Annotated in this window: 24 protein-coding genes; 14 read left to right on the forward strand and 10 right to left on the reverse strand. The window is 65.0% G+C overall.

All coding sequences use genetic code 11. From position 1 onward, the window contains the following. Nucleotides 1–83 precede the first annotated feature (83 nt). Entirely contained in the window at nucleotides 84–656 is a 573-nt protein-coding gene (locus tag GDN70_RS16970; protein ID WP_038973512.1) for a hypothetical protein, read from the forward strand. A gap of 69 nt (nucleotides 657–725) precedes the next feature. Here the strand turns inward: GDN70_RS16970 and GDN70_RS16975 are convergent, their stop codons facing one another. From GDN70_RS16975 to GDN70_RS17000, 5 genes are all read right to left on the reverse strand, one after another. After that, nucleotides 726–2,579, reverse strand: coding sequence for an alkaline phosphatase family protein (locus GDN70_RS16975; RefSeq protein WP_095426252.1), 1,854 nt, complete (start codon nucleotides 2,577–2,579; stop codon nucleotides 726–728). A 961-nt stretch (nucleotides 2,580–3,540) separates the two neighbouring features. Next, on the reverse strand, nucleotides 3,541–3,852 hold the full coding sequence (locus tag GDN70_RS16985; protein WP_152102800.1) for a response regulator transcription factor: 312 nt from the start codon (nucleotides 3,850–3,852) through the stop codon (nucleotides 3,541–3,543). A gap of 51 nt (nucleotides 3,853–3,903) precedes the next feature. Beyond that, nucleotides 3,904–5,127 carry an ABC transporter permease gene (locus tag GDN70_RS16990; protein WP_018320679.1) on the reverse strand — a complete coding sequence of 408 codons (1,224 nt, stop codon included), beginning with the start codon at nucleotides 5,125–5,127 and terminating at the stop codon, nucleotides 3,904–3,906. Beyond that, nucleotides 5,124–5,849: an ABC transporter ATP-binding protein gene (locus GDN70_RS16995; RefSeq protein ID WP_028140949.1), complete on the reverse strand. Its 726-nt coding sequence runs from the start codon at nucleotides 5,847–5,849 to the stop codon at nucleotides 5,124–5,126. Before GDN70_RS16995 ends, GDN70_RS16990 begins: the two co-directional genes overlap by 4 nt. Further along, complete coding sequence (locus GDN70_RS17000) at nucleotides 5,846–7,273, reverse strand: efflux RND transporter periplasmic adaptor subunit (protein WP_152102801.1); 1,428 nt, start codon at nucleotides 7,271–7,273, stop codon at nucleotides 5,846–5,848. The genes GDN70_RS16995 and GDN70_RS17000 overlap by 4 nt, the downstream gene beginning before the upstream one ends. Before the next feature lie 630 nt (nucleotides 7,274–7,903). On the opposite strand from GDN70_RS17000, the gene GDN70_RS17005 reads away from it, so the two are divergent. The 6 genes from GDN70_RS17005 (at nucleotide 7,904) to GDN70_RS17030 (ending at nucleotide 10,893) form a co-directional block, all read left to right on the forward strand. Next, the gene (locus GDN70_RS17005) at nucleotides 7,904–8,551 is read left to right on the forward strand and encodes a response regulator transcription factor (protein ID WP_028140947.1); all 648 of its coding nucleotides are present in this window, start codon (nucleotides 7,904–7,906) and stop codon (nucleotides 8,549–8,551) included. 178 nt (nucleotides 8,552–8,729) lie between these two features. Further along, entirely contained in the window at nucleotides 8,730–9,131 is a 402-nt protein-coding gene (locus tag GDN70_RS17010; protein WP_028140946.1) for a hypothetical protein, read from the forward strand. A gap of 122 nt (nucleotides 9,132–9,253) precedes the next feature. Then, on the forward strand, nucleotides 9,254–9,646 hold the full coding sequence (locus GDN70_RS17015) for a curlin (protein ID WP_028140945.1): 393 nt from the start codon (nucleotides 9,254–9,256) through the stop codon (nucleotides 9,644–9,646). Between the two features lie 26 nt (nucleotides 9,647–9,672). After that, on the forward strand, nucleotides 9,673–10,083 hold the full coding sequence (locus GDN70_RS17020; RefSeq protein WP_049801994.1) for a curlin: 411 nt from the start codon (nucleotides 9,673–9,675) through the stop codon (nucleotides 10,081–10,083). A 72-nt stretch (nucleotides 10,084–10,155) separates the two neighbouring features. Beyond that, nucleotides 10,156–10,587, forward strand: coding sequence for a curlin (locus GDN70_RS17025; protein WP_305764684.1), 432 nt, complete (start codon nucleotides 10,156–10,158; stop codon nucleotides 10,585–10,587). 12 nt (nucleotides 10,588–10,599) lie between these two features. Beyond that, nucleotides 10,600–10,893 carry a hypothetical protein gene (locus GDN70_RS17030; RefSeq protein WP_152102803.1) on the forward strand — a complete coding sequence of 98 codons (294 nt, stop codon included), beginning with the start codon at nucleotides 10,600–10,602 and terminating at the stop codon, nucleotides 10,891–10,893. Nucleotides 10,894–10,946: 53 nt separating this feature from the next. Here the strand turns inward: GDN70_RS17030 and GDN70_RS17035 are convergent, their stop codons facing one another. Further along, nucleotides 10,947–11,228: a hypothetical protein gene (locus GDN70_RS17035; RefSeq protein ID WP_038950014.1), complete on the reverse strand. Its 282-nt coding sequence runs from the start codon at nucleotides 11,226–11,228 to the stop codon at nucleotides 10,947–10,949. 288 nt (nucleotides 11,229–11,516) lie between these two features. Here GDN70_RS17035 and GDN70_RS17040 point away from each other — a divergent pair, with 288 nt between their 5' ends. Then, entirely contained in the window at nucleotides 11,517–11,963 is a 447-nt protein-coding gene (locus GDN70_RS17040; protein WP_028140940.1) for a hypothetical protein, read from the forward strand. Between the two features lie 3 nt (nucleotides 11,964–11,966). Here GDN70_RS17040 and GDN70_RS17045 read toward each other — a convergent pair whose 3' ends face one another. Then, nucleotides 11,967–12,809 (reverse strand): GNAT family N-acetyltransferase, encoded by an 843-nt coding sequence (locus GDN70_RS17045; RefSeq protein WP_152102804.1) that lies wholly within the window; start codon nucleotides 12,807–12,809, stop codon nucleotides 11,967–11,969. Between the two features lie 101 nt (nucleotides 12,810–12,910). Here GDN70_RS17045 and GDN70_RS17050 point away from each other — a divergent pair, with 101 nt between their 5' ends. Together GDN70_RS17050 and GDN70_RS17055 are read left to right on the forward strand one after the other, a co-directional pair. Next, nucleotides 12,911–13,615: an SDR family oxidoreductase gene (locus tag GDN70_RS17050; RefSeq protein WP_018320668.1), complete on the forward strand. Its 705-nt coding sequence runs from the start codon at nucleotides 12,911–12,913 to the stop codon at nucleotides 13,613–13,615. Nucleotides 13,616–13,888: 273 nt separating this feature from the next. After that, the gene (locus tag GDN70_RS17055) at nucleotides 13,889–14,713 is read left to right on the forward strand and encodes an outer membrane protein (protein ID WP_038972920.1); all 825 of its coding nucleotides are present in this window, start codon (nucleotides 13,889–13,891) and stop codon (nucleotides 14,711–14,713) included. A gap of 80 nt (nucleotides 14,714–14,793) precedes the next feature. Here the strand turns inward: GDN70_RS17055 and GDN70_RS17060 are convergent, their stop codons facing one another. Further along, the gene (locus GDN70_RS17060; RefSeq protein WP_173015824.1) at nucleotides 14,794–15,855 is read right to left on the reverse strand and encodes a serine hydrolase; all 1,062 of its coding nucleotides are present in this window, start codon (nucleotides 15,853–15,855) and stop codon (nucleotides 14,794–14,796) included. A gap of 283 nt (nucleotides 15,856–16,138) precedes the next feature. Here GDN70_RS17060 and GDN70_RS17065 point away from each other — a divergent pair, with 283 nt between their 5' ends. The 4 genes from GDN70_RS17065 (at nucleotide 16,139) to GDN70_RS17080 (ending at nucleotide 18,136) form a co-directional block, all read left to right on the forward strand. Next, nucleotides 16,139–16,528, forward strand: coding sequence for a helix-turn-helix transcriptional regulator (locus GDN70_RS17065; RefSeq protein ID WP_028140935.1), 390 nt, complete (start codon nucleotides 16,139–16,141; stop codon nucleotides 16,526–16,528). Next, on the forward strand, nucleotides 16,528–17,019 hold the full coding sequence (locus GDN70_RS17070; protein ID WP_028140934.1) for an SRPBCC family protein: 492 nt from the start codon (nucleotides 16,528–16,530) through the stop codon (nucleotides 17,017–17,019). The genes GDN70_RS17065 and GDN70_RS17070 overlap by 1 nt, the downstream gene beginning before the upstream one ends. A gap of 281 nt (nucleotides 17,020–17,300) precedes the next feature. Next, the gene (locus tag GDN70_RS34970; protein ID WP_173015725.1) at nucleotides 17,301–17,495 is read left to right on the forward strand and encodes a hypothetical protein; all 195 of its coding nucleotides are present in this window, start codon (nucleotides 17,301–17,303) and stop codon (nucleotides 17,493–17,495) included. Nucleotides 17,496–17,869: 374 nt separating this feature from the next. After that, nucleotides 17,870–18,136 (forward strand): hypothetical protein, encoded by a 267-nt coding sequence (locus GDN70_RS17080; RefSeq protein ID WP_038950006.1) that lies wholly within the window; start codon nucleotides 17,870–17,872, stop codon nucleotides 18,134–18,136. 31 nt (nucleotides 18,137–18,167) lie between these two features. On the opposite strand, the gene GDN70_RS17085 is transcribed toward GDN70_RS17080, so the two are convergent. Both GDN70_RS17085 and GDN70_RS17090 read right to left on the reverse strand, forming a co-directional pair. Then, nucleotides 18,168–19,388 carry an ABC transporter substrate-binding protein gene (locus tag GDN70_RS17085; protein WP_152102807.1) on the reverse strand — a complete coding sequence of 407 codons (1,221 nt, stop codon included), beginning with the start codon at nucleotides 19,386–19,388 and terminating at the stop codon, nucleotides 18,168–18,170. A gap of 19 nt (nucleotides 19,389–19,407) precedes the next feature. After that, complete coding sequence (locus tag GDN70_RS17090; protein ID WP_152102808.1) at nucleotides 19,408–20,394, reverse strand: tripartite tricarboxylate transporter substrate binding protein; 987 nt, start codon at nucleotides 20,392–20,394, stop codon at nucleotides 19,408–19,410. Between the last annotated feature and the right edge of the window lie 31 nt (nucleotides 20,395–20,425).

Here is a 20,425-nt window from a genome sequence, read left to right on the forward strand (position 1 = left end):
GCGATCCCCGTATCGAATCGTTAACCACCCCTTTACGCCGGCATGAAAATGCTGGCCGATCAGAAGAAATCTGGAAGTGAACTATGTCTGCCGCTGCGCCTAAATCTGCTGACTCGTCGTCCCTTGAACCGTCCTGCCGCGATACCGCGGCCCATGCACTCTCCATCGTGCGCGACGGCGTGATCACGGGCGAAGGCCCGACCACCAAGGGCCGGGTCCATTTCTCCCGCTCGCTCGATGCCGACGACACCGCCTGGTGCACGCGCATCCTCACCGCCACCGCCGTCAACGACCAGCCGGTCAGCCGCGCTGAGGCCGAGATCCTGTTCGAGATCAACGGGGCCGCGACCGAACGCACCGATGGCGGCCGCTTCGATGATTTGCTCGCCAAGGCGGTAGCCCACTATGCCGCAAGCGCCTCGGGCCTGAAAGTGCCGCCGCGCAGCGTCGCGCTGTCGGCCGACACCGAGATCGAGAGCTGGGCGCCGTCCTATGCCTCCAAGGTCAACAGCGAGATGCTGGAGTGGATCGCCGGCCAGATGCGCGGCAAGCGCCACAACAACCGCCGCCTGATGGCGATGGTGGCGACCTTCCTCGGCGCCACCGCGCTGCCCCTGGCTGGCCAATTGCCGAACGTGTTCGACATCGGCATGTAAAAGATCTGGGCATGTAACAACCGAGATATTCTCGCGCCCACGTGCGGGGCGCGAGCGAAAGCGGCGGGGTTATTTCCCCGCCGTTTTTTGTTTGCCGCCGTCCGGCTCGAGGCCGAGCGTGCGGCCCGGGAAGCCGGCGGCGTCGAAATAGCGCTGGCTGCCGACGCGCTGGAAGTTCAGCACGGTGGTCAGGCCGCCCTCCGCGGGCCTGGACTTCATTGTGCCGGCATAAGCCTTCGGCACGGTGCCGTTGGGCATGGCTTCCGACATCACGCGGCCGGCCAGGTCTCCTTTCTGTGTCGCGCTTAGGCCCATCAGCCGGGCGGCCGTCATGCCAACGTCGGCGTTGCTGACCGGCAGCTCGTCGACGAAGCCGGCTTTGAAGTCCGGGCCGATCGCCGCCATGAAGTTCATGGTGTCGCCGCGGCTGAAGCTGCCATGCATGCCCTGGCCCTGGCGCAGCACGGTGTCGGCGACCTGCACCGAGCAGTTGGTCGGCGCCTCGCCGCAATCGCTGGCATAGGAGCGAAAGTTGACGACGATCGACGGCGTCGGCGTCGCTGCCCTGCCGCGCAGATTGATGCTCGACAGCGGCAGGGTGCCGGGGAAGCGGCCGAGCGAGTCCTCGACGAACAGGCCGGAGACGTAGTCCTGCGCGAGCAGCGCCTTGATGGTCTTGGCCGCCAGCTTCTTGTCCTTGTTCGGGAGATAGACGAGGTCCGAGCCGCCATTGGTGGCGACGACGAGGTCGGGCTTTTCCGGATCCTTGCCGAGCACGCCGTTGCCGGCCTTGGGATGCTTGTTGCCCTCGATCTTCGCGTTCTTGTCGTTGGGGTCGAACAGCGGCAGGTCGAGCGCCTTGGCGAGGTCGAGCGCCAGGAAGCCCATCGGCAGGAAGTCTTTCGGCGTGTCGTCATAGCTGACCTTGGCCGAGGGGCTGGTCTTGCTTTCCTTGGAGATGGTCGAGAAGCCGTGGTCAGCCGAGACGATGATGTTGGTCGAGGCCGCAAGCCCGAGCTCGTCCAGCGCCTTGCGGAGCTGGGCGAGGTTGGTGTCGGCGTTCTTGATGCCGGCCATCGAGGTCGGACCGTTGATGCCGGGCAGGATCTGGTTGAGGCTGTCGCCGGTGTTGTGCTGGCTGCCATCGGGGTCGCGCGACCAGAACACCAGCACGAACGGCTTGTTGCGCGCCTTGAACATCGGCAGCACCACCTTGGCGGCGACGTCGGCGAAATAGGCCTGCTGCGCCACGTTGGCGGCGGTCGTGCCCGGCGTCTTGGCATCGCCCGCCTTGGAATTGTCGCCGCGCGGCGGCGTGGTGGTGGGCAGGCCGGCCTTGGTCAGGGCGTCCTTTACCTCGTCCGACAGCGCCACGCCGTTCTTGCCGCCGGTGGCGTCGTCGAACACGATCGAATGCAGGCCGGCTTTTTCAGGCTTGTCGGTGTGATCGAACTGATAGGTCGGACCGTGCTTGCCTAGCGCTGCGGTGCTGTACCCCTTGTCGCGGGCCAGCTTCAGGATGGTGTCCTCGTTGAGGTAGTTGCCCCTGAAATGCTCGTCGATGTCGCCGAGCACGGCGTCGTTCTCGATGAAGGGGACCACGGTGTCGCCGGCGGGGACGGAGGTGTAGTTGGTCCAGATCGTGTTGGAGAACACGCCGGTATCGCCGAGATAATGGCCGGTCGACATCGCCGAGCCATTGGCCATGGTGAAGGTCGGGAACAGCGAGTGCGAATTCTTGAAATTGACGCCCTTGTCGCGGATTTCGGCCATGGCAGGTGCCGTGTCGGGGTTGACCTTCAGCGCGCGCAGACCGTCCGGAATGAACAGGATCAGATTGCGGGGCGTGTTGTTCTGGGCGGACGCAAATCCGGTGGATAGCACTGTCAGTCCGGCGGACAGCAACACCAGTGAACGGCGCATCAAATCTCTCCCTGCGGTGAGGCGGCATGGCCGCAATCCGCGGCCCCCCAGCTTCGTTTAGTTTCGCTGCATGACGGCCTTGTTACAAGGCCCGTCGCCGATGCAAGAGGGTTGGGGAGGGGAGCGGCCCCCACGCGAGTGTGAAGTACAGCATCCGCCAAGCTCGTGTCCCGGCTGCGCTGCAGCGTTCCTACGCTGCCGCGCAGAGCCGGGACCCAGGAAGCCACAGCACGTGCTGCTACATGGGCCCCGGCTCTGCAGCGCACCGCTGAACCGGACGATGCTTCGCATCGCCGGGAGAGCGCTGCGCTGCGTCCGGGGCACGAGACCGTTGTTGAATGACTGACATGGGATCGCATCCTCGCAGCGCATTTCGCCCGAGCTTTGCTTCATCGCCTCACCCTCAATTGAAAGAGGGCGCAGGGAAGGCCGGGAGCCGGTTGGCTCCCATTGACCGCCATGCCAAGAGCAGATTGCGTATGCTTCATGCACAGCGGGTAACAGGGCAACCGGAGCATCCCGGCCTTCCCTGCGCAGTGGCTTTACGGCTTATGTCGTGCTCTCCCCGGGGAGCGTTGCACTATTGCCCCCGTCGCCTTGCGGATGGCTGGCGGATGCGTCCGGTTGGACGACATCCATCACCACAAGACTTGGCGCACAGACCCCGGGCGCCAGGACCACACGATTTTGCCGTACGCCGATCACACCGGTCGTGTGCGCGATACTTTCGCTCACGGCTCTCCGCCCTGCGAAAGCACTTCGCGCCGATGCAACTAGCGTCCACCGCCGCCCGGCCCGCGTTCGTGACGATCGCGATACGCCCCTCTTCCTCGGGCCGGGTTGAGCGATGCATACGCCGTTTCCGAAATTCGGTAAAGTGGAATATTTTCGCCGCCGCGGGTTGACCGATACCTTGGGTGTTTTGCCCGTCGGGCAACGCAAGGGATTGTGGCCGGGACATTCAATCCGTCGCGGTCTGCACCCGTGGTGCAGGGGCTTGCGAGGGCTTCGTCGCCGTCGGAGGATGGCCGACCCTGGCGAGATCGCGGCGTAGCGAGGATGGCCCTGCGTGCAGGGTAAACACGATCGCGATCTGCGTTCGGTTCGAAAGCCGGTATTTGCGCATGATGTTGCCGATATGCGCCCGCACCGTATTCTCCGAGATCTTGAGCTCGTAGGCGATATTCTTGTTCTGCATTCCCCGTGCGATCAACATCATCAGCTCGCGCTCGCGCGGCGTCGGTGTAATCGAGTCCTGCGGATCTCGGCTCATGGCTGGTTGCTCCCTGGACTGCGGGTTGATGTGGCCACTCCCAGCATGTTGTCACTCCGTCTTGAGCGCCTCGATCGGGCTGAGCTTGGACGCCTTGTGCGCGGGATAGAAACCGAAGATGAGGCCGGTCGCGATCGAGAAGGCGAGGGCAAGGCCGATCGCCTGCCCGTCGATCGAGGTGACCCATCCTGCCATGCGGGCGACCGTCATCGAGAGCGTGACGCCGCCGGCGACGCCGATGGCTCCGCCGAGCAGGCAGAGCACGAGCGCCTCGCAGAGGAACTGCAGACGGATGTCCCGCATCCGCCCGCCCAGCGCGCGGCGGATGCCGATCTCCCGCGTGCGCTCGGTGACCGACACGATCATGACATTCATGATGCTGATGCCGCCCACGAGCAGCGAGACCGAGGCGATGGCGACGAGCAGGAGCGCGACGGTGCGGATCGCTCCCTGCTGCGCTTCCATGGCGGCGGCCGGATCCTGGACCTTGAAATCGTCCTCCTGGCCGGCGGGGACGCGGTGGCGCTGCCGCAGCAGGTTCTCGATCTCCGATCGTGCCCCCGCCATCTGCCCGTCCCCGGCGACCTTGGCGATGATGTAGGCAACCGAATCCCGGTTGATGTTGCTGGCGCTGCCGAGGAAGCGCAGCTTGGCGGTGGCGAGCGGCACGAAGGCGACGTCGTCCTGTGCGGGTCCCTTGCGATCGAGAACGCCGACCACCTCGAGCGGGACCTTCATGATCCGGATCTGCGCACCGATGGGATCGTCGCCCGGCGCGAACAGCTCGCGTGCAACGGTGCTGCCGAGGATCACGACCTTGCCGGCTCCGGCCTCCTCGGTGCCGGAAAAATAGCGGCCGGTCGCGAGCTGCCAGTCGCGTACCATGAAGTGCCCCGTCGTCGTGCCGTTGATCGTCGTATTCCAGTTCTTGCCCTCGTGGATGACCTGCGCCGTTCCGGCGATCGAGCCGGCCGCGGCCTGGACTTCCGGAATCTGCTCGAGGATGGCCTGCACGTCACTCTCCGTCATCGTCAGCTTGCTGCCGTCCTTGAGACGCACGCCGCCCTGGTAGACCGCGCCGGGGGTGATCATCAGCACGTTGGCGCCGATCGAGCGGATCTGTTCCTGCAGGCGCAGCTGCGCGCCGGAACCGATCGCAAACACCGTCACGATGGAGGCGACCCCGATCACGATGCCGAGCATGGTGAGGAAGCTGCGCAGCGGATTGAGCCTGAGGGCGTGCAGGGCGATCTGGAATCCCTGGAGCATCGTCATGGCGCCGCGCTCCGTTTCGGCAGGGCCGGAGCCGGCGTCTCGTCAGCGACGAGTTCGCCGTCATGCAGGTGGATCGTGCGGCGGCACTGCGCCGCGATGCCGGGATCGTGCGTGATCATCACGATGGTCTGGCCGGTCCGGTTGAGCGCGGCGAACAGCGCCAGTATCTCGGCGCCGGTACGGCTGTCGAGCGCGCCGGTCGGCTCGTCGGCGAGCACGATCAGCGGGGAGGCGATCAGGGCGCGTGCAATCGCGACGCGCTGCTGCTCGCCGCCGGAGAGCTGCCGCGGAAAATGATGGGCGCGGTGCAGCATGCCGACGGCCTGAAGGCTCGCTTCCGCGCGCGCCAAACGTTCCCTGCGGCCGACACCGCAATAGACTAGCGGCAGCGCGACGTTCTCGATCGCATCGTGGCGCGCGAGCAGATTGTAGGACTGGAACACGAAGCCGATGCTACGGGCGCGCAAGGACGACCGGCGATCTTCCGAGAGATCGGCGACATCGGCCCCTTCGAGATAGACCGCGCCCTCGCTCGGCAGGTCGAGCAGCCCGATCATGTTCATCAGCGTCGACTTGCCGGAGCCGGACGGACCCATCACGGCGACGATCTCGCCTTGCGCGATGTCGAAGCTGACATTGCGGACGGCGGTGACCGCGACTCCGTCGGTGCGATAGGTCCTGCCGACCGACTGGAGGCTGATGAGCGGCGGGGAGGCGGTCATGATCCGAACCTGATTCCGAGAAATTCCATGCCCGCTGGACGGATGGCCTGGCCGACGGCAACCTGGCTGCCCTCGTCGAGATCTCCGCTCTTGAGGGCGACCTGTTCGGTGCCGGCCGCGCCCACTGTTACGGCGATGCGCTGGAGCGAGCCGCTTGCGGTGCGTACCCACACCCCGCTGCGGGCGGCAGGATCCTGCCGCGTGCCGGACGGCTGGAAGCGCAACGCGGCGAGCGGCACCTTCAGAACGTCGTCCTGCCGCTCGATCACGATCTTCACCAGGGCGGTCATTCCAGGGAGCAGCGCGCCGTCGAGATTGGAGGTCGCAAGGACCACGGTGTAGGTGACGACGTGCTGCTGGGTCTGCGGCGCCTTGCGCACCTGCCGCACCACCGCCTCGAAGCGGCGGTCGGGGTAGGCATCCACCGTGAAATGGGCGCGCTGGCCGGGGGCGATGCGGCCGATATCGGCTTCGTCGACCTGCGCGTGAATCTCCATGTCCTCCAGGCGGTGGGCGACCACGAAGGTGGTGCGCGATTCCAGTCCGACCGCGAGCGTCTGGCCCTCGTTGACGAACCTGCCGACGACGACGCCGTCGATCGGCGAGCGGATCACGGTGCGGTCGAGATCGGCCTGGGCTGCGGCGAGAACGGCTGCCTTCTCCGGCACCGCCATGCGTGCCTGTTGCAGCTCCGCCTCGATGCGGCGGACGTCGGCCTGTGCCCCCTCCACCGAATAGGAGTTGAGGGACATCAGGATCTCGGCCTCGCGCTCCTGGGCGAGGCGTGCGGTGAACTCGGTCTGTGCGTCGTCGACTGTCGTCGTCGCCACCACGTTCTGCGATTGCAGCGCCAGCTTCCGTTGCAAGGTCTTCTGCGCCGAGGTCTTGACCGCCTGAGCGCTTTCGAGCTTGGCGGCGAGCACGTCGCGGCTGCCTCTGGCGTTTTGCAGGTCGATCCGGGCGCGATCCAGCTTGGCCCTGGCGATGTCGACGAGCGAATTGGAGACGGCAAGCGCAGCTTTGGCTTCGTCGACCTTGGCCGCGAAGCTGCGCGGATCGATCAAGGCGAGCGGTTGATCCTTGGTGACGGTGTCGTTGAAATCGACATAGACCCGGGCGAGCTGCCCGGACAGCTGGGAACCGACCTCGATCGTCTTGACCGGCTGCAGGGCACCGGTGACCGTGACGGTCTGCTCGATGCTGCCGCGCTGGATCGAGGCGTAGCGGAACACGGGCGAATCGGACCCGAATGTCGGAGCTTCGCGTCCGACGGGGACGAGCAGGCGCCTGGTCGATTCCAAGGCGTGCGCCGCCTTGTCCGTAGCCCTCCCGGCCGCGCCGGTGATGACGGCCGGCCCCAGGGTGGTGACCGCGGCGAGGCTGCATGCAGTTCCAAGCAAGGCAATAATTGGCACAAATCGCATATCAAAACCCGCCTGGTTGAAATGGCTTCGTTGCGGCAGGAAAAAATGGCAAGCTCGCTATGGTTGTAAATCATCTAAGGTAGTATCGATCGTCAGTATGTCGTTCTCGTCGGGGCGACGGTCGGGTGCGCCAGATGATCCAGTAGTAAAGGCGCGGGGTGCGACTTTTCGTGATTTGCTGGAGATGCATACGAAGCGTATCGATATGACGCGCGCGGTATCGAACTCGATTAGCTGACTGAACGTCCCGTCTGCTCCGGCCGAAAGCGGCCGGCGCCCGGCGTTCGACTCGGCACATGAGTGGCGATGCCATGATGCAGTTGGCAATACCGCGATCACGCGACCGGACTCCACGCTACCGGACTCCACGGCACCGGCTTGCCGCATTCTCGATATCGCACTCCGCCGCGATGCCGACGGAGCCGCGCTCAATTCCCTCCGATCACGAAGCCCGATATGTGAACGCCTTCACTCGCCACGAGCGGGTGTTGGCTCTAAGACGTCGAACCGGTGGACCGATGCGCTTCGCCCGGACCCCGCGAATTCACCCAAGCACCTTGTCTGCGCTTGCAAGAAGAATGGATGGCTCGATGCCTGCTCATCGAGCCCCAAGCCGGGGAGTCCGTTGCAATGGTTTCAGGTCAAGCCATAGTTTATGTCGTTGACGACGAGATTCAGATTCGAACTGCGATCGGAAATCTTTGCGAGGAGACCGGACACCGGGTGAAGTTGTTCGCCTCGACGGAAGAGTTCCTCACCGAGAATCTTTCCAGCAGTCCGTCGTGCCTCGTGCTCGACGTCCGCTTTCCCGGGACGTCGCCGACCGGCCTCGAGCTTCAGCGCCGGCTCGCCGAGACGGGCGTGCCGATCCCGATCGTCTTCATCAGCGGCCATTCCGACGTCCGCGTCTCGGTCGAGGCCATGAAGCGCGGCGCGGTCGAGTTTCTGCCAAAACCGTTTCGCGAGCAGGAGATCCTCGATGCGATCAGGCACGGCATCGAGCGCGACCGCAGGCGGCTGGAACGCGAGGATATCGTGCGTGAAGCCCGCCAGCGCGTCGAGACGCTGACGGCGAGAGAGCGCGAGATCATGCTGCTGATGGCCGAAGGGCTGGTGGCCAAGCAGATCGCGGCGAGGCTCGGCGTGAGCGAAGTGACGGCGAAGGTCCATCGCGCCAGGATGATGCGAAAGCTGGAGCTGCGTACGCCGATCGAAGTGGTGCGGCTGATCGACAGCATGGGGCGCGAAGCCGAGACGATTCGCGCCGGCGCGGGATAGCAGCTGTTTCTGCGCTTCGATGTGCCGACATCTCGCGCAACGTCTAGTCCGTACCGATTAGCATGAACTGCAGTCTGTCGCGCAGACCACGATCGGTTCACAGTATCCCTACGATGTCGGCCTCTTCCAAGACGGCATCCAAATTCAGTCAGACAACTTGGCCAGAAAGGGATACTCCATGCGTAAATTGTTTTTTGCTTCCGTTGCATTGTTCGCCCTGTCCTCCGCGGCGCAGGCCGCCAACACCTCGACCACGGTGCAAGTCGGCGTCGTGAACGGCTCGTCCGTCACGCAGAACGGCCTCACCAATGACAGCTCGTCGACCAGCCAGCTCGGCATCGTGAACACTGCGTCCACGATGCAGGGGACCGGCGCTGCCTCGCTCAACAACGGCAGCACGGTGAACCAGGTCGGCGTGCAGAACTCGGCGACCACCGGCCAGGTGGCGTTCGGCAACAACACCAGCGCGATCACCCAGAACTCGTTCGGTCCTCCCGCGCTGCAGAACAACGCCGCCGCCGTCGGCCAGCTCAGCGTGTTCGGCGTCAACGGCAGCACCGTCTCGCAGACGGCGCACTGACACACAGCCCCGTTTGGCCGGACGCATCCAGTTGCGGTTGCGTCCGCGCCATTCTCGAATGCACCGCAATCCGGCCGGCCGATCAATTGCGATGGCCCGCCCATTGTCGCGGAGGAAATGACATGCGGATCACCTATTTCATTGCAACTTTCGTGGCGCTCGGTGCGCTGACGGCCGCCGACGCAAACGCCGGCAACACCGCCAGCGTGCTGCAATTCGGCACGACCAACACTTCGTTCATTTCGCAGAGCGGCGGCACCAGCAACAACGCGACCACGATGCAGTTCGGCGCCACCAATACGGCGACCACCTTGCAGATGGGCTCGCTCCTGACCGTCAACAATTCGGTGATCGGGCAGGGCGGCACGACCGCGACGGCGTCGAACACCGCGCTGGCCGGCCAGGTCGGCGGCTCCAATTCGAGCCTGATCGGCCAGATCGGAGCGAACAATGCCGCCGGAGTTGGTCAGCTCGGAATCCTGAACGGCTCGACGATCATCCAGCAGGCTCCGTGAGCCGACCCGAACTGACGAGGCATGTCATGAAACATCATTTGGGACGCGCGGGCGCCGTCTTGCTCGCTCTGTGCTCGGCGGGCACCGGATCAGCCGGTGCCCAGACCGCCGACATCAAGACCATTGTCTCTGTCGGCGGGCCGCCCGTGGTGCTGAACCAGAACAGTCAGCTCAACATGGCGGGCGTGTTCATGATCGGCGGCAGCACCAGCGCGACAGTGACGCAGAACGGCACCAACAACGCCACGGGCGTCCTGCAATTCGGCGGAACGAATTCCGCATCGATCGGGCAGGCCGGAACGAACAATCTCGCCTTCGTCGGTCAGACCGGCCAGTCGGCGACGAGCCTGATATCGCAGCTCGGCACGATGAATGCGGGCACGGTGGCGCAATTCGGCACGATCAACGCCTCGACGATCGTGCAGACCGGCCCGTAAGGCGCGAGCCAATGCGCCGGTGCCAGGAACGAACGGGGAAGCGCGATGCGATGCGGACAGATCTTGAGGCACGTGTTGGCCGTGGCGGCGATGCTCGCCGCCATCGGCACGGCAACCCAGGCGAGCGCCGGGTCGATCCAGCGCAGCGTGACCAACCGGAACGTGAGCATCGAAACGGTCGTGCAGTTCGGCGACAACGTTCAGCCCGTGACGATCGAAGAGAACAGCCGCATCAATATCGCGCGGGTGATCCAGATCGGCGGCACCGGGACGGTGGACGCGACCATCATCCAGAACGGCACGCGCAATTATGCCAATGTGATCCAGGTGGGCGGCACCACCAATGCGATCATCGGTCAATCCGGTGCGAGCAACACCGCCGAGATCACCCAGATCGGCAATTCCACCAACGCGCTCCTGCTCCAGATCGGAGACATGAATACGGGAGCGGTAAGGCAGTTCGGGCGTTTCAACTGGCTGGCGATCTTTCAGTTCAGCCGATGATGGAGGTGTGACATGAGATTGCTCCTGCTCGCATCCGGAATAGGACTCATGAGCGTGGTCGCGACGGCGCCGGCCGGCGCTGCCGACGGTCACACCACTGTGGTCCAGGACGAGAACGGCACGTCTGTCATCACGCAGAGCGGCGATCCCGCGCAGGCCGAGGTCAAAATCGAGAAGGAGCCTGGACGCACGACGGTGTACCGGCGCAGCGGCGGCAACACCGCGATCGTGACGCAGGGCATCGGCAACGCGCAGGAAAACATACAGGACATGCTGGATTGGCTGCGCAAGCAGCAGGGCCGTTGACGCACGAAGGCCCACCGTTCGCGAAGGACGGTGGGCCTCGCCGCGAGCGGGCCTTACCAGCGATATCCGCCGGTCAGCGTGCCGTTGTTGTTGCCGTCAGGGCCGACGTCACCCTGTGTCGAACTCGGGGTCGGATGGTTGGTGCCGTTGAGCGCGCCATAGGGCCCCCCGACATCAGGATAGTACGCGCGCGGCTGGACCGGCTCGTAGGCGGGCGCGGTGCGGTCCCAGCCCACGCGCGGTCCGTTCCAATCATAGCCCTGCGCCGAGGCAGCCGCAGTGCCGGCGACGAGTGATGCCGTGATCAGGCACAGGAGTTTTGACTTGTTCTGCATTGGAGATGCTCCTTGCTGGTGTCGGGGGCCAACGGTTGCACTGCGGGAGCGTTCCGGGATTGCGTCTAGCGGGAGCGATCAACTCCGATCAACTGGTTATGAAGCGCGGGCCGCGGAACGAAGTGCTTGAAATGAGCCGGGGATCCCGGGCGTCTTGCCGCACCTGTTCCCAGGTTACGCCGGTGTCTTAACCAATAATTAATTATACGTTTGCGGGTGGGCGACGGCCCGGCCTAGCGTAGCGGCGGGGAGCCGCTATCGCTTAAGCCAAACGAGTTGGTGCGTATCATGATGTCCAGATCCCATGCGGCGCTATTCGCCTCGCTCAGCGCAGCCGCGCTGCTCCTTAGCCCCATTGACAGTTTTGCCAGACCCGGCGGCGCCGCGCCGCATGGGGTGACCGCGGCGCCTTCCGGCGCGATGGCGCGTGCGCCGATGGGGCCGGGAGCTCGGTTCCACCGGCGGAATAACCCCTTCGTGTACTGGCCGGGCGGCGGCGGGTTCTTCTACGACGGCGCCGGCTACAGCCAGCCCTTCGTGGATGCCGGGCAACCGGTCTCCACCGACGTGCGCTACACCTACACCTATGATGTTCCGTGGGACTGGTCGCATCGCTTCCCGCCGAACGTGGTGCCGTCCGACCGGCCTTATGTGCCGAGCTGCCCGACGGAGCAGGTGACGGTGCCCGGCCGCGGCGGCAGCGAGCATACCGTCAACATCACGCGCTGCTACTGAGTTTTAGCCTAGCTCGAAGCTGGTCACGCCGAAGACGCGGTCGACGCGCAGCGGCGGGATCGCTCCCGTGTACATCCGCGCCGTCTCGAACACCGGCTCGAGGCCAAGCGCTTCCGCGAGCGCGATCGCCTCGCGATTGACGGCGGGGACGTCGAGGAAGATCTCGCCGACATCGACGCTCGCAAGCAAAGCCTGCACGATCGCTTCCGCCGCCGCGCGGTCGTCGGCGACGAGCGGGCCGATCTTGCAGCCGGTCCGGCAGGGACGGATCACGCCCCATGCTTTGAGCTTGCCGTCGCGCAGGAGGGCGCGGCCGACATGGCCTGATGTATCGATCCAGGTGCGCAGGAAGGCGCTGCGCCGGGCGGGGAAGACGGTGGCGTCGTCGGCTTCCACGAGCGCAAACGGAATCGTGTCGAGCGCCACGACGTCAGTGGGCGGCCTCGAGCGCGCGGCGACGACGCCGCCATAACGGATGTTGGCATAGGCCAGCTGGAAGCCGGATTTCCTGTAATTGTCCTGTTGCGCCACGACGCCGTCGAGCCCGATGACGCGTGCGCCCGCATGGGCGATCGCCGCGTTCCAGATGCGCAGGCCATGGCCCGCGCCGCGAAAACTATCGCGCACGATGTAGAAGCCGAGGAAGGCGAAGCGATCATCGTAATTGACGCAGGAGACGGTCGCGACCGGCTCGCCGTCGATCTCGCCGACGAAGAAACCTTGCGCGTCGGGAACCGCGAAGCAGGCGGCATCGCCGTGGCCCGGATTCCAGCCCTCGGCCGCGGCCCAGTCGATGGCCAAGGAGATCTCCTCGGGGCGCAAATTGCGGATCAGCATATCGCTCATGACGGATGCCTTCGACCATGGACCTGCCGACAGGTCTGGCTGTAGAAGGCCTCATGATAGGCCGAGCCTGCGGCTCGCCTCAACTGAAGGGATGATCGGTCATGGCAGCAGAGAAGGTTGCGCTCGTTACCGCCGGCGGCAGCGGCATGGGGGCAGGGGCTGCGCGGCGGCTGGCGGCCGACGGGTTTCGCGTCGCAATCCTGTCGTCCTCCGGCAAGGGCGAGGCGCTGGCGGCCGAGCTCGGCGGGCTCGGCGTCACCGGCTCCAACAAGGAGAACGACGATTTGAAGCGCCTCGTCGACGGCGCCATGGCGAAGTGGGGACGCATCGACGTGCTCGTCAACAGCGCCGGCCACGGGCCGCGTGCGCCGATCACCGAGATTACCGACGAGCAGTGGCACACCGGCCTCGACACCTATCTGCTCAACGTGATCCGTCCGACGCGGCTGGTGACGCCGATCATGCAGGCGCAAAAGGGTGGCGCCATCATCAACATCTCGACCGCCTGGGCGTTCGAGCCCAGTGCGATGTTCCCGACCTCGGCGGTGTTCCGCGCCGGCCTTGCCGCCTTCACCAAGATCTTCACCGACACCCATGCCGCCGACAACATCCGCATGAACAACGTCCTGCCCGGCTGGATCGACAGCCTGCCGCAGCTGGACGCGCGCCGCGACAGCGTGCCGATGAAGCGCTACGGCAAGGTCGAGGAGATCGCCGCGACGGTCTCGTTCCTGGCCTCGGACGGCGCTGCCTACATCACCGGCCAGAACATCCGCGTCGACGGCGGGCTGACGCGCTCGGTCTGAAGCGCGCGGTCTCGAATCGCGGTCTGGCGAGCTTGTCGTGGTGCGACACGGGGGTGTGCTGCGCGCCGCCGGTCGTGGTTGATGCGTGGCTCCTCGGCCACACCCGTCATCCGTTCGCACGATCCGAGGCGCACACTACGTCACAGTCCTTGCGAACTTCGCCGCAGCCCAAGACGAGCAGTGGCGCACGCCCTATGCCCTAACTGCGCCGGTTGCCTCTTACCCGCGCGCATTCGAAGCGCGAGGTCAATCGCGTGGGGCAAGGAGACTGGAATGAACAAGTTTTTGCTGGCGGCCGCCTCGGTTGTCCTGGGTACCGCATCCGTTCAGGCGGCCGACCTCGCGGCGCATTACACCAAGGCGCCGGTGATGGCGCCAGTCTATAACTGGACCGGCTTCTACGTCGGCGGCAATGTCGGCGGGCAGTGGGGCAGCGCGAACCCCGCCACCACCACGCTGTTTCCGGTGGCCGCCTATTTCGCCGATTCGAGCGTGACCGCCATCGGGACGGTCGGCGCCCAACACATCAACAGCTCCGGTGTGACCGGCGGCTTCACCGCCGGCTACAACTGGCAGGTCAACAACGCCGTGCTCGGCCTCGAGGGTGACATCAACTATTTCGGCTTCAAGGGCAGCGCGAGCAGCACGGCCGTGTATCCCTGCTGCGCGCCGACCACCTTCACGGTCAATTCGTCGGTCTCGGCCGATTGGCTCGCCACCATTCGCGGCCGCATCGGCTTCCTCGCGACGCCGAGCTGGCTGATCTACGCCACCGGCGGCGCCGCCATCGCCGAGGTGAGGGGCAACTTCAGCTTCACCGACACCTTTGCTGGCGCGACCGAGTCCGGAGCGATCCGCGACACCCGCGTCGGCTGGACAGCAGGCGTCGGCGGTGAGTACGCCGTGGGCAACGGCTGGTCGCTGAAGGCCGAATATCTTTACGTCGATCTTGGCCGCAGCAGCATGACCAGCAACAATTTCAACGTCGGTGTGGCGTTGCCGGCCCAGACCTTCTCCCATTCGGTCGATCTCAAGTCCAACATCGTGCGCGTCGGCGTGAACTACAAGTTCGGCGGACCGGTCGTCGCCAGATACTGAGCATCCCGTTCCGATCCTCACGTGGAAAGCCCCGGCCTGGCCGGGGTTTTCTGTTGTGAAAAGGCTTTCTGTTGTGAAGCTCAGCCTGCGTGCGATGCCAGCAGATGCGCCAGCGCGGGCAGGATCTTGTAGCGCGCGATCTCGTGCGGATATTCGCCGCGGTTGGCGAGCAGGACGATGGCGATCCGCCGCGCCGGCACGAGGCCGATATAGCCGGACGCATTGTTGAGGCCGCCGGGCTTGTCGATGACGGTGACGCCCGGCAGACGCACGGTCTCCCAGGCCATGCCCTGTCCGAACTTGTCGTCGACGCGGAAGACCTCACGCTGCGTCATCCGCAGCGCCTCGCGCAGATTCGGATCGATCGCCCGGCCGTCAACGCAGGCCGCCGCGAAGGTGGCAAGATCCCGGGCGGAGGAGAACATCTGGCCGGTGCCGGGAAAGTCAAAATAGCTCTGCTGGTCGCCGATTGGGCCGACCGCCGTGCCCTGGTCGGAATAGCCCTGGACCACGCGCCGCATCCAGGCCCCGTCCATGACGGCGCGATTGTCCGCGCCGCGCTCGGGGATGAAGCTGGCGTCCATGGCGAGGGGGCGGAGAATGCGGTGCTGGATCAACGCGCCGATCGGCATGCCGTAGCAGCGCTCGAGCACGAGCTGAAGCAGCACGTAGCCGGCATGGGTGTAGATGCGCTGCCGGCCGGGTGCGACGCCGGGCGCCGGCGCGAAGGCGTTCAGCATGGCGATGAACTGCTCGCGCGTGAACTGATCGTTTGGCCAGGGCGGATGGTCGGTCGGCAGCAACAGCCCCGAGGTGTGCGTGACCAACTCGCCGACGCTGACGCGGCGGATGTAATCGCCGTCGAGCTCGGGAAGATATTTAGGGAGGCGGTCGTCGAGCCGCAGCTCGCCGCGGAGCGTGCCGAGTGCGACCAGCGTCGCTTCGAACGGTTTTCTTAGAGACGCGAGGTTGAACAGCGTGTCCGGCGTCACCTTCCGTTTGGCGGCGTCATCGGCAAGACCGTAGTTGAAGAATTCGACATGGCGCCCGGCATAGAGGGCGGCGGCGAGGCCGCCCGCACGGCCCGGCGTCACGGTCGGCGCCAGCTCGCTCGCGACGATGTCGCGCATCTGCGCGATCATGTCGGAATCCGCGGAGGCGCGGCGTGGGCGAAACGCGATCGCGAGGGGAACAAGCGCGGCCCGGGCGAGCGCCCGCCGGGTGAACGATGATGATGTGACAACAGACGGCACGTGCCCTGACGAACGATGCAATGGTGCCCCCGGTCTCATTTAGCGGGAAGCGCCCGGCGGCCCAATTCACAATTGCGCGTTTCAGGTTCCGCTTCGCGGCCAGCGATCAAATTACTTAGCCTATGAGCTAACAATTATTGACATCCGACCCGGCGGTTCTATAGTTAGCTTCATGGCTAACCAATCGCCCCGCCTCGATCAGGTCTTCGCAGCGCTCGCCGATCCCACCAGACGGGCGATCGTGATGCGGCTGTGTGCCGGCGAGGCCTCCGTCGGCGAGCTCGCCGATCCCTTCGCCATGGCGCTGCCGAGCTTCATGAAACACATCCATGTGCTGGAGACGAGCGGGCTCGTGCTGTCGGAGAAATCCGGCCGCGTGCGCACCTGCCGCCTCAGCCCGGATGCGCTGCTCGGTGCGGAGGACTGGTTCCAGCAACAGCGCGCGATCTGGGAGGCGCGGCTCGACCGGTTCGAAGCCTACGTGATGAAGCTCAAGAAAGAGAAGGAGAGGGCGGCCGCCAGGCGGCCGTCCCGAACAACCAAACGGAAAGGTTCCGAGTGATGACGAATTCTGCCAATCCCGCTCTATCGCAATGGTCGCTCGACCGTGAGATCGTGATGTCACGCGTGATCGACGCGCCGCGCGATCTGGTGTTCGAGGCGTGGTCCGACCCGAAGCATCTGCCGCAATGGTTCGGGCCGAAGGGATTCAAGATCGAGACCTTCGAGATCGACGTACGCGTCGGCGGCGTCTGGCGCTTCAACATGATCGGCCCCGACGGCACGGTCTATCCGAACCGCATGCGTTTCCGCCGCATCGAGCGGCCGCAGCTGATGGAGATGGATCACGGCGTCGACCAGGACGAGGATCCCGGCATGTTCCGCTTCACAGTCACCTTTGCCGAGCAGAGCAATGGCAAGACCGTGCTGATGATGCGCCAGCTGGCCTCGAGCACCGCGCAGCGCGATGGCATGATCGGCTTCGGCGCCGTCGAATATGGCTATCAGACGCTGGACAAGCTCGCGGCCTATGTGGCGGGCATGAAGCGGTGAAGACAGAAGCGCTCCCGGCGAAGGATTCGCCGGGAGCGCTTTCGTACATCTCGAAGGATCGGTTTCCCAGGAGCGCGATCGACGAGGCAACTAAAGCGCGATGAGAGCAGGATGAATCCTCATCGCGCTTTAGCTTATCGTTTGAGCATGATCCTTCCGGAAAACCGCCGCATACTTTTCCGGATCATGCTCTAGCGGCGCGGTGTGGTGCCGCTCGACGGCGGAGTGGTCTCGTTGCGCATGCCTGGAGCGCTGGAGGCGCCTTGCCCGCCGCGTTGCGTATGAGTGCTTCCGCCACTGCCGCCGCCGGAGCCATCGCCAGCGCTTCCGCTTCCTCCGGCAGCGCCGCTGCCGCCAGCACCTGCTCCCGCTCCGGCACCCGCGCCACCGGCGCCTGCACCTCCCGCACCACCGGCACCACCTGCACCACCACCTGCACCACCGCCGGCACCTTGTGCGACCGCTGCGCCGACTGAAGCACCAGCCAGCACGGCTGCTGTGAAGATCGTCAGAATTGTCTTACGCATGTTGCTTCTCCCTGAGGTTACGGCGGACCAATCACGCGCGCGGCCAACCGTTCCTACGCGCGTCGATGTGGAGGAGCTGCGTCGGCGAAGGTGTTGGCGGTGCTATCGCAGGTTAACTTCGGTGCATGGCCGCCTGGATCGACTCCAATGTCGATAAGGTGACCATGGAGTTCCTGTCGCATCAGCGCCAGGCGGCGTAGCCCCACGCAATCCCTGCCGATATGGACCACCGGCACGCCAGAGCGGCCGGTGGCTTTTCTATGGCCTCAACTCGGCAGTGCGCTCGCCACAGGAACGATCGCGCGCCTGCGGCTTTGCCGGTGATGGCGCACATTATCTTCAGCGACTACCGCAACCCCGCCGCCGAGCAGGCCTATGAGATCGCCTGGAACTTTCTCACGCGGACGGGCGCCATCGGCGACGAGTTCGAGGCCTGCGTGTTTCTGGCACAGCGCATCACCATGATGGTCGAGGAGGGGCAGACGAACCGGATCCGGATGGCCAACCGCGCGATCTCCGAATATCAGCGTCATGTCGGCCAACGCGACGATGTCATCCGCAGCGGCAGCCGCCTCGCTGGAGGGCAATGAGCGCCGCAACGGAATTGCGCCTGTCGCCGCCTCACTCTTTCGCTTCGTCTGTCACGATGTCGCCGAGCTTCTGCCAGCGCTGGCCGTCGAACTGCACCATCTGGAACTGCTTGTTGATGCGATAGTCGGTCGGTGTGGTCGTGACCGAGATCCCCGGCAGCGTCAGGTCGAGCTCGACGTTCTTGAGACTGGCGGCCTGCCGCATCACGTTGTCGCGAGTGAGGTCGTCGCCGCATTGTTTCAGCACCTGAACCAGCAGCTGGGCGGTGATGTACCCATAGACGTTCAGGTTCGAATCCTTGTCGCCGTCGGGATAGTATTTCGCCATGAAGGCGAGGTAGCGCTTCATGCCGGGATCGTCGTTCCATTCGGGGTCGGCGGCATCCTTGACGTAACCGACGCTGACGACACCCTTGGAATTGTCCAGACCTGCCGGCTTCAGCACGGCGCTGAGCGAGGAGGCGTTGATGTCGATGATGTGTAGCGGCTTCCAGCCGATCTCCGCGACCTTCTTGATGGCCTGCGCCGCCTGCTTCGGCGTGGTGGCGCTGAACAGCACGTCGGCGCCGGCATCCTTCAGCCGCAGGATCTGCGAGTCGATCGTCGGCTCGGTGATCTCATAGGATGTCTCGGCCACGATCATCTTCGCCTTCTCGCCGAGGCCGGCCTTGAGTCCCGCGAGATAATCCTTGCCGAGGTCGTCGTTCTGGTAGAGCACGCCGATCTTCGCGTTCGGATGGTTCTTCAGCAGATATTGCGCGTAGATGCGGCCTTCGACGAGGTAGGAGGGGTTGAATCCCATGGTCCAGGGAAAGTTCTTGGGATCGGTGAAGCGCGCCGCGCCAGTCGCGGCAAACAGCTGTGGGATCTTCTTGGCGTTGAGATATTTCTGCACGGCGACGTTCGGCGCCGTGCCGATGATCTGGAACGTCAGCAACACCTCGTCGCTTTCGACCAGCCTGCGGGTCTGCTCCACGGTCTTCGGCGGCGAATAGGCATCGTCATACTGGATCAGCTCGACCTTGCGGCCGTTCACGCCGCCCTGGTCGTTGATCATCTTCATGTAGGCGGCCTGGGTCTTGCCGATCACGGCATAGGCGGAGGCCGGGCCGCTGAGCGGCACGGTCTGACCGACCTTGATCGCCGTGTCGGACGCGCCGGAATCGTATGTCTTCTGCGCCTGCGCTGCCGCGCTCGACAGCGCGAGAAACAGTGCGGAGGCCGCGATGTGCTTGAGAAGAGTGCTCGTCATGTCCGGTCCTTCCCGATTGCTATTCGCCCTTGAGACCGGCGTCGCGGATCAGCTTGGTCCATTTCTGCGTCTCGGCGTCGATGAACTGCCCGAACTCGGCCGCGGTGCCGGCACGCACTTCGAGGCCCTGGGCGGTCAGCTTGTCCTTGATCGCCGGCTCGGCGAGCGCGCGCAGGACTTCGGCCTGAAACTTGTCGACGATCGCGCGCGGCGTCGTGGCGGGCGCCATGAAGCCGTACCAGCCGGCGGCAGCCACGTTGGGAAAACCCTGCTCGCGCAGTGTAGGCGCCTGCGGGTAGAGCGCGCTGCGCTCGGGCGAGGCGACGCCGAGCACGGTGAACTTGCCGCTCTGGATGTAGGGCAGGGCGGTCGGCAGCGCCGTCAGCGTGGCATCGACGCGGCCGGCAAGCAGCTCGGTGTAGGACGCGGCATCGCCCCGGAACGGAATGTTGAGACCCTTGACGCCGGCGTCGCGAAACAGGAGCTCTCCGGCAAGGTGCGGCTGCGAGCCGGCGCCGGGAGACGCGAAGGTCAGCCCATCCGGTTTCGACTTGCCGTAGGCGATCAGTTCGGGGAGCGTCTTGAACGGCGCGTCGGCGCTGATGATGAGGAAGAGCGGCGCGACCACGACCATCGCCACCGGCTGCAGATCCCCGCGGTCATAAGTCAGCTTGCCGAACAGCGCCTCGGCGGTTGCGTAGGGAGCCGCGACATAGAGAATGGTGTAGCCGTCGCCCGATGCATGGGCGACCATGTCGTTGGCGATGCGGGTGCCGGCACCGGGCTTGTTCTCGACGATGAACTGCTGACGGAGACTGCGGCCGAACTCTTCGGCGAGCAGTCGCAACGAGATGTCGTTGGAGCCACCGGGCCCGTAGGGCGAGATCAGCCGCACCATGCGCGAGGGCCATGCATCCTCGGCCTGGGCCGTCAGGCCCGAGCCGGCGGCGAGCCCGCCTGCGAGCGTGCCCAGCAGGGTTCGGCGGGTGACCTTGAATGATGTCACTGTTTTCTTCCTCCCCTTTTATTGTTGGTCT

This window comes from Bradyrhizobium sp. TM102, from assembly GCF_009176685.1.
Classification (GTDB): Bacteria; Pseudomonadota; Alphaproteobacteria; order Rhizobiales; family Xanthobacteraceae; genus Bradyrhizobium; species Bradyrhizobium ottawaense.

Excerpts from the sequence above, each read along its gene's own strand:
- GDN70_RS16970 (WP_038973512.1), top strand. The coding sequence starts at position 84 with ATGTCTGCCGCTGCGCCTAAATCTGCTGACTCGTCGTCCCTTGAACCG.
- GDN70_RS16975 (WP_095426252.1), bottom strand. The coding sequence starts at position 2,579 with ATGCGCCGTTCACTGGTGTTGCTGTCCGCCGGACTGACAGTGCTATCC.
- GDN70_RS16985 (WP_152102800.1), bottom strand. The coding sequence starts at position 3,852 with ATGAGCCGAGATCCGCAGGACTCGATTACACCGACGCCGCGCGAGCGC.
- GDN70_RS16990 (WP_018320679.1), bottom strand. The coding sequence starts at position 5,127 with ATGACGATGCTCCAGGGATTCCAGATCGCCCTGCACGCCCTCAGGCTC.
- GDN70_RS16995 (WP_028140949.1), bottom strand. The coding sequence starts at position 5,849 with ATGACCGCCTCCCCGCCGCTCATCAGCCTCCAGTCGGTCGGCAGGACC.
- GDN70_RS17000 (WP_152102801.1), bottom strand. The coding sequence starts at position 7,273 with ATGCGATTTGTGCCAATTATTGCCTTGCTTGGAACTGCATGCAGCCTC.
- GDN70_RS17005 (WP_028140947.1), top strand. The coding sequence starts at position 7,904 with ATGGTTTCAGGTCAAGCCATAGTTTATGTCGTTGACGACGAGATTCAG.
- GDN70_RS17010 (WP_028140946.1), top strand. The coding sequence starts at position 8,730 with ATGCGTAAATTGTTTTTTGCTTCCGTTGCATTGTTCGCCCTGTCCTCC.
- GDN70_RS17015 (WP_028140945.1), top strand. The coding sequence starts at position 9,254 with ATGCGGATCACCTATTTCATTGCAACTTTCGTGGCGCTCGGTGCGCTG.
- GDN70_RS17020 (WP_049801994.1), top strand. The coding sequence starts at position 9,673 with ATGAAACATCATTTGGGACGCGCGGGCGCCGTCTTGCTCGCTCTGTGC.
- GDN70_RS17030 (WP_152102803.1), top strand. The coding sequence starts at position 10,600 with ATGAGATTGCTCCTGCTCGCATCCGGAATAGGACTCATGAGCGTGGTC.
- GDN70_RS17035 (WP_038950014.1), bottom strand. The coding sequence starts at position 11,228 with ATGCAGAACAAGTCAAAACTCCTGTGCCTGATCACGGCATCACTCGTC.
- GDN70_RS17040 (WP_028140940.1), top strand. The coding sequence starts at position 11,517 with ATGATGTCCAGATCCCATGCGGCGCTATTCGCCTCGCTCAGCGCAGCC.
- GDN70_RS17045 (WP_152102804.1), bottom strand. The coding sequence starts at position 12,809 with ATGAGCGATATGCTGATCCGCAATTTGCGCCCCGAGGAGATCTCCTTG.
- GDN70_RS17050 (WP_018320668.1), top strand. The coding sequence starts at position 12,911 with ATGGCAGCAGAGAAGGTTGCGCTCGTTACCGCCGGCGGCAGCGGCATG.
- GDN70_RS17055 (WP_038972920.1), top strand. The coding sequence starts at position 13,889 with ATGAACAAGTTTTTGCTGGCGGCCGCCTCGGTTGTCCTGGGTACCGCA.
- GDN70_RS17060 (WP_173015824.1), bottom strand. The coding sequence starts at position 15,855 with ATGATCGCGCAGATGCGCGACATCGTCGCGAGCGAGCTGGCGCCGACC.
- GDN70_RS17065 (WP_028140935.1), top strand. The coding sequence starts at position 16,139 with ATGGCTAACCAATCGCCCCGCCTCGATCAGGTCTTCGCAGCGCTCGCC.
- GDN70_RS17070 (WP_028140934.1), top strand. The coding sequence starts at position 16,528 with ATGACGAATTCTGCCAATCCCGCTCTATCGCAATGGTCGCTCGACCGT.
- GDN70_RS34970 (WP_173015725.1), top strand. The coding sequence starts at position 17,301 with ATGAGTGCTTCCGCCACTGCCGCCGCCGGAGCCATCGCCAGCGCTTCC.
- GDN70_RS17080 (WP_038950006.1), top strand. The coding sequence starts at position 17,870 with ATGGCGCACATTATCTTCAGCGACTACCGCAACCCCGCCGCCGAGCAG.
- GDN70_RS17085 (WP_152102807.1), bottom strand. The coding sequence starts at position 19,388 with ATGACGAGCACTCTTCTCAAGCACATCGCGGCCTCCGCACTGTTTCTC.